Raw genomic sequence first — 5,013 nt, 5'->3', positions numbered from 1 at the left:
ACAGGGCTCCCTGGCGAACGAGTTGAGACGTGAGATCTCTCGCTCAACCGTCCGGGAGCCTTGTCCGTTACGAGCCCACGCCTGTCACCCGATCAGTGGCCAACTCGAAGAAGCTCAATGGACGCCGTAGGCCAACTACAGGTAGTGGGAGCGCAGGCGAGGGCGGCTCCGCCGCGTCCGGCAAGAACAGCCCGCCCTCTCGATCCGCCGACACCAGCAGCAAGGGCTCCCAGGCGCCGGCCAAGCTGACGGCTGAGGAGCGGAAGATGAGGACGGCGGTCCTCGAGCTGCTGCCGGCGGACTTCTGGGAGGCGCTGGGGCCCGTGATCCCGACGAATATCGGCCGGGCCGTGATCGACGCTCTCGGTGCCGGGACGCCCCGGGAGCGGACGCCCCGGGAGCTGGTGGAGTACCGGTTCCTGCCTCGCTGGCGGGGTTACTGGGCGACCCGGTTCTACACCGGGGAACTGACGCCGGAACTCGGCGGCGGAAAGCGCAAGAGGCCGTTCGGTCCGCTGACGCAGATGCTGGCCGACACCGCCGAGTGCGGGAACCTGTGGTGCGAGGACCGCCACGACTTCGTCACCGGTACCGCGTGCACGCAGTGCGAGATGCGGAAGACCGACCAGAGGGCCGACCGGACGCGCGGGAAGGAGGCGCCACCCGACGCCCCCTCCGAGGCCGGGCTCCCGTCGCAGCGGGCCGCAGAGCCGCGCCGGGAACCGCTGCTGAAGAACTGCGCCGAGCCGAGCTGCTCGCAGTCGATCCCGTTCAAGGCGACGGACCCGCTGTGTGCCGCCTGCCAGGAGGAGGCGGCGACCGCCGCGAAGGCTGCCCGCGAGGCCCTGGACGCGTGGGACGCCAAACCGGCCCTGCAGAGCGCGACCGCGGAATCGCCAGAGGAGGACGCTGACGAGACCGCCCGGCTCCGCGCGCGGTACGCCGCCAAGTACGGCACGCCCGAACAGGTCGCCGCGTACTGCGGCAACGCACCTTTCTGACGACGACGATGGGCCTGGGTAGGAACGCGACACTTGCTTCCTGCCCAGGCCGGAGGGGGCTCCATGAAAGATGATCAGAGTTCGTTCGGTGACGCCTTGCCCCTTGAGGGGGCGCTGGAAGCGGCTCTCCACCGAATTGATACTGCGGGAGACCGACCGCTGGTCGGTCTCCCCACAGGCTTCACCGACCTCAACGGCTTGACCGGCGGGTGGCTGGGCGGGCAGCTCGTCGTCATCGCCTCACGCCCCGCGATGGGGCGCAGCACTCTGTTGCTGGACATGTGCCGTGAGGCAGCGGTCAAACAGCGTGTGCCCACCCTCCACATCAGCCTGGAGCACGGCGTCACCGAGTCGACCCTGAAGCTCGTCTCTGCCGAGTGCCGAGTCGCCCTCCATCACCTCAGGTCGGGCACTATGACCAACGAGGACTGGAGCCGGCTGCAAAGGCGCCTGCCTCAGGTCGCGGACGCGCCTTTGTACTTCTGGGCCCCGAGCAGACTGACCGCCGCCGAGATCAGTGAGCAGGCCCGTGAGGAGGTGGAGAACCGGAAGGTCGGCATGATCGCTATTGATGGCCTACAAGACATCCGACCTGAGAAACGCAGCGACCTGTGGGAACGCGAGGTCGGCGATGTCGTGCGCGACCTCAAGGCCCTGGCCCGGGAGCTGGACGTTCCGATCGTCTGTACCTCGCACCTGAACCGGGCGCCCGAACAGCGCCTGGACCGGGTTCCGATGTTGGATGACCTGCGTGAGTCCGGGGCCATCACCTTCGCGGCCGACATCATCATTCTGCTGTTCCGGCCGGACGCGTACGAGAAGGAGACCCCGCGCGCCGGCGAGGCCGACTTGTGGCCAAGCACCGTGACGGCCCGACCGCCACCATCCTGTGCGCTTTCCAGGGCCACTACAGCCGCTTCGTGGACATGGCGCAGACGTGAGCACTACTGCTGGCCACCCATCCCCTAGCCGGGCGGGTCCGCTCGGGCAAATCAGCTTGTTCCGGGGACAGACCGCTAGCCAGCGAAGGAAACTTCCCGCATGACACAGCCTGACACCCCTTGGCCTGACGTCAGCGACATGCTCGATCTCAGGCCTGGCACCGTCACCACCATCGCGTCCCTACCGACCGCTGGCCGAGCTACGTTCACGCTGAACATGGCCCTACATAACGCCCTGCAGGGCACGTGCACGCTCTACTCGTCGAGCGAGCTGGTCGCTGACTCGTTGACGGAGAAGACGATCAGCGCCATGTATGGGATCGACCTACGGCACCGTGAGGTTCCGCTGGGCGGGTGGGACGTCTTCAAGAGCCGGACGACAGCAGAGATGGAGTCGACACCGCTCCTATTGCAGCAGGTCATCGACGACGAACCACGCGAAGCCTTCACCTCTGGCGCGGTGTACGGGCAAGGACGGGGGCACCGGGTCGCACTGTGGTTCCTGGACGCCATCGCCCACTTCACCAAGTTCACGGACCAAGGACGTGACTTCGACAGGTCCATGCAGACGGTTCGGCATATCGCCGAGGAGGCGCAGATCCCGGTGGTGCTCACGGCTCGTGCTGAAAACGACGCGGAAGAGGAGCCGCTCGCCGTGCAGCACATCGACGAGGCGATCGTCCGACAATCCGATCACGTGCTGGTCTTGCATCGGGAGGGGATCTACTGGCAAAGCGGTCCCGGATCCAAGACGGCTACCGTGACCCGGCTGAAGCCCGAAGGGGGAGCGCCGGCCGTTCTCAAGTTCCATCCCCGTCTGTGCCGGTTCTCCGCCCACGCTGACTAGCACGCCTGCGCGTGTAAACCCCGGCCCCCGCCGGGCTCGCGTGGCGGTCACGCTGACGCGCCCCTGCCGTGCCCGCTACGGTGAGGGGCGCACCCCGACCGCGGAGGAACCCATGGCGCATCTGGTCTTCGACCCTGACGAGCAGCAGCAGCTCCGCGACGCCGCCCGCACCGAGTTCCCCGGCAACCCCGCCCTCGCCTACGTACTGGAGTCTCTCGCGTCGGAGGGCATCGACCTCGACTCGTGCCGGGACTGGGAAGACCTCCGCCTCGAGGCCGGCCTGCCCCCGCGCACCGATGACGAGGCCGACGTTGCCTAAGCATGCACGCGGTCGGCGGCCGCGGATCGTGTTCGTCGAGCCGGCCGAGACCCAGCTGCGCACCCTCACCACCGCCCAGGCCGCCCGCCTCGACACCGCGCTCAGCGTGATCGGCGCCGACCCCGGCGCGGTGAAGCCGCACGCGACCGCCCCGTCGCTGCATGACTACCAGCACGACGGACTACGCGTGGTGTTCTACGCGACCGCGCTGGGCAGCATCCTCATCGTCACGTACGTCGAGGTGGACTGACGGCGCCCAGGCGCTGCCTGGGGGCTGGTCGGGACCTGATCGGTGGTCTTCCTTGTGATGCAGCCCACAGGGCGCCGCCCCGGGCGGTAGCCGGACGGTGAAAGTTTCGGGTCGGTTGTCAATGCCGGGGTCTACCGTGGATGGCCCTTCCTCTACGCCCGAGGGGAGCGACCCCGCTCATGGCGAACCGCGTATGGCACACCCTGCTCAAGATCGAGATTGCCCCCGGCCGTGAAGACCTCGGCCGCCCTGACATGCCCGGCCTGTGGGACTTCCTGTACCAGCAGGACCGCGATCACTCCGCCCAAGGGGTGCCTGTGAACAAGCGCGGGCTGCAGTGCGCCGGCGTATGCCGGGACCGTGGTGTGGTCGCCTGGATGTACCTGCGGCAGCAGGCCAACGGGCGCCGGGAAGCCGTCCACGAGCACGCAGAGGACGCGGACCGGCACACGAGGCCGATGAGCGACGAGCACAAGGCCTACCAGGAGCGCATCGTGCGTACCGCTCAGTCGGCAGGCTTCAGCGCCGACACCGAGGTGCGTACCGGTACGGGTCCGCGGGGGTGGGTGAAGACGGACACGCTGGTCGACGGTGCGGACGGGCGCCGGATCGGCTGGGAAGTGCAGCTTTCGTCGACGAACACGAGCGGCCCGAAGAGCGTGCGGTCGCGGGCCGACAAGGCCGCGAAGTACGGGATCACCCCGGCGTGGCACACCGATCGCATGGACTTCGCGCGGCGCAACGACACCCAGTGGACTCGGAGTGACAAGCTCCCCGCCTACGTCATCGCGAAGACCGGTGACCTGCGCGTCGTCTCGGGGTTCCGAGCGCTGGACATCTGGCGCTGCGACCGGACCGCGGATTACCGGTGCCCGGACGGCAAGTACAGCGGGTGCGGTCAGATGCACGCCACCCCGAAGCCCCGTGACATCTTCTTCGACGATCTGGTGCGCAAGACCGCAGCCGGTCTCGTCGTACCGCTCGAGCACCTCGTCGGTCGTACGATGCAGCGCTTCTGGGTGACGGACACCGACCGGGAGCGGTACTACGACGCCGTGGGCCAGCCGCCGCCGGGCCTGCTGGAGTCCGTGCCGCAGCAGCGCGGGCACGGCAGCCAGGACGGGCCGACGTGCCGGCCCCAGGTGACGCTGACGCGAAGCAGTGTCGTGCTCGACTGGACCTCGCGGGAGCACTGGTCGGACATCACGCAGCCGTGTGGCTTCTGCCGCAAGCCGACCAACCTGGTAGACGACTGGGGCGCGCCGACGCACAAGGTCTGCCGGGAAGCGGCCGAGGAGCGGCAGGCGCTGCGCAAGCGATGACTGGTACGGACCCCGGTGGCGTGGGGTCGCCACCGGGGTATTCGCCCCCTTGCCGCCCCCGCCCGGCACCGTCACCGTCGGTATCGAGTCATCGAGCCGAGGGGGAACACATTGGCCAACCCGCCCGCACCCACACCCCACCCCATCACCCAGTGGACCGGCCGCGCCCTGCTGTGGTGGGCCCGCATCCTCCAGAACACCGTCGCAGGCGGCCCCCGCCGCAAGGCCCACGTCGCCCGCCGGAACGCCGCCATGCGCGCCGCCCACGCCCGCGGAATCGACCGCGACACCATCACCCGCACCATCGGCCTGTCCGGCGAGCAGGTACGCAAG

The 5,013-nt window shown here is 68.7% G+C and carries 7 protein-coding genes; all 7 read left to right on the top strand.

Going from position 1 to position 5,013, the window contains the following annotated elements:
• Positions 1 to 266 precede the first annotated feature (266 nt).
• Positions 267 to 1,001, top strand: a complete 735-nt coding sequence (locus ACZ6C1_RS33645) for a hypothetical protein (protein ID WP_469246279.1) — start codon at positions 267 to 269, stop codon at positions 999 to 1,001.
• A 63-nt stretch (positions 1,002 to 1,064) separates the two neighbouring features.
• Positions 1,065 to 1,970, top strand: a complete 906-nt coding sequence (locus ACZ6C1_RS33640; RefSeq protein ID WP_469246277.1) for a replicative DNA helicase — start codon at positions 1,065 to 1,067, stop codon at positions 1,968 to 1,970.
• Positions 1,971 to 2,042: 72 nt separating this feature from the next.
• Entirely contained in the window at positions 2,043 to 2,789 is a 747-nt protein-coding gene (locus ACZ6C1_RS33635) for a DnaB-like helicase C-terminal domain-containing protein (protein ID WP_469246276.1), read from the top strand.
• Positions 2,790 to 2,901: 112 nt separating this feature from the next.
• Positions 2,902 to 3,108, top strand: coding sequence for a hypothetical protein (locus ACZ6C1_RS33630; protein ID WP_469246274.1), 207 nt, complete (start codon positions 2,902 to 2,904; stop codon positions 3,106 to 3,108).
• On the top strand, positions 3,101 to 3,358 hold the full coding sequence (locus ACZ6C1_RS33625; protein WP_469246272.1) for a hypothetical protein: 258 nt from the start codon (positions 3,101 to 3,103) through the stop codon (positions 3,356 to 3,358). Before ACZ6C1_RS33630 ends, ACZ6C1_RS33625 begins: the two co-directional genes overlap by 8 nt.
• 179 nt (positions 3,359 to 3,537) lie before the next feature.
• Positions 3,538 to 4,680, top strand: coding sequence for a hypothetical protein (locus ACZ6C1_RS33620; RefSeq protein WP_469246270.1), 1,143 nt, complete (start codon positions 3,538 to 3,540; stop codon positions 4,678 to 4,680).
• Positions 4,681 to 4,791: 111 nt separating this feature from the next.
• A partial coding sequence (locus tag ACZ6C1_RS33615) for a hypothetical protein (protein WP_469246268.1) occupies positions 4,792 to 5,013 on the top strand: 222 nt, incomplete at its 3' end.

It is taken from the genome of Streptomyces sp. NPDC041796 (assembly GCF_055590785.1).
The sequence above is the reverse complement of the archived record's forward strand: the minus strand, read 5'-3'. Positions and strand labels throughout refer to the sequence as shown.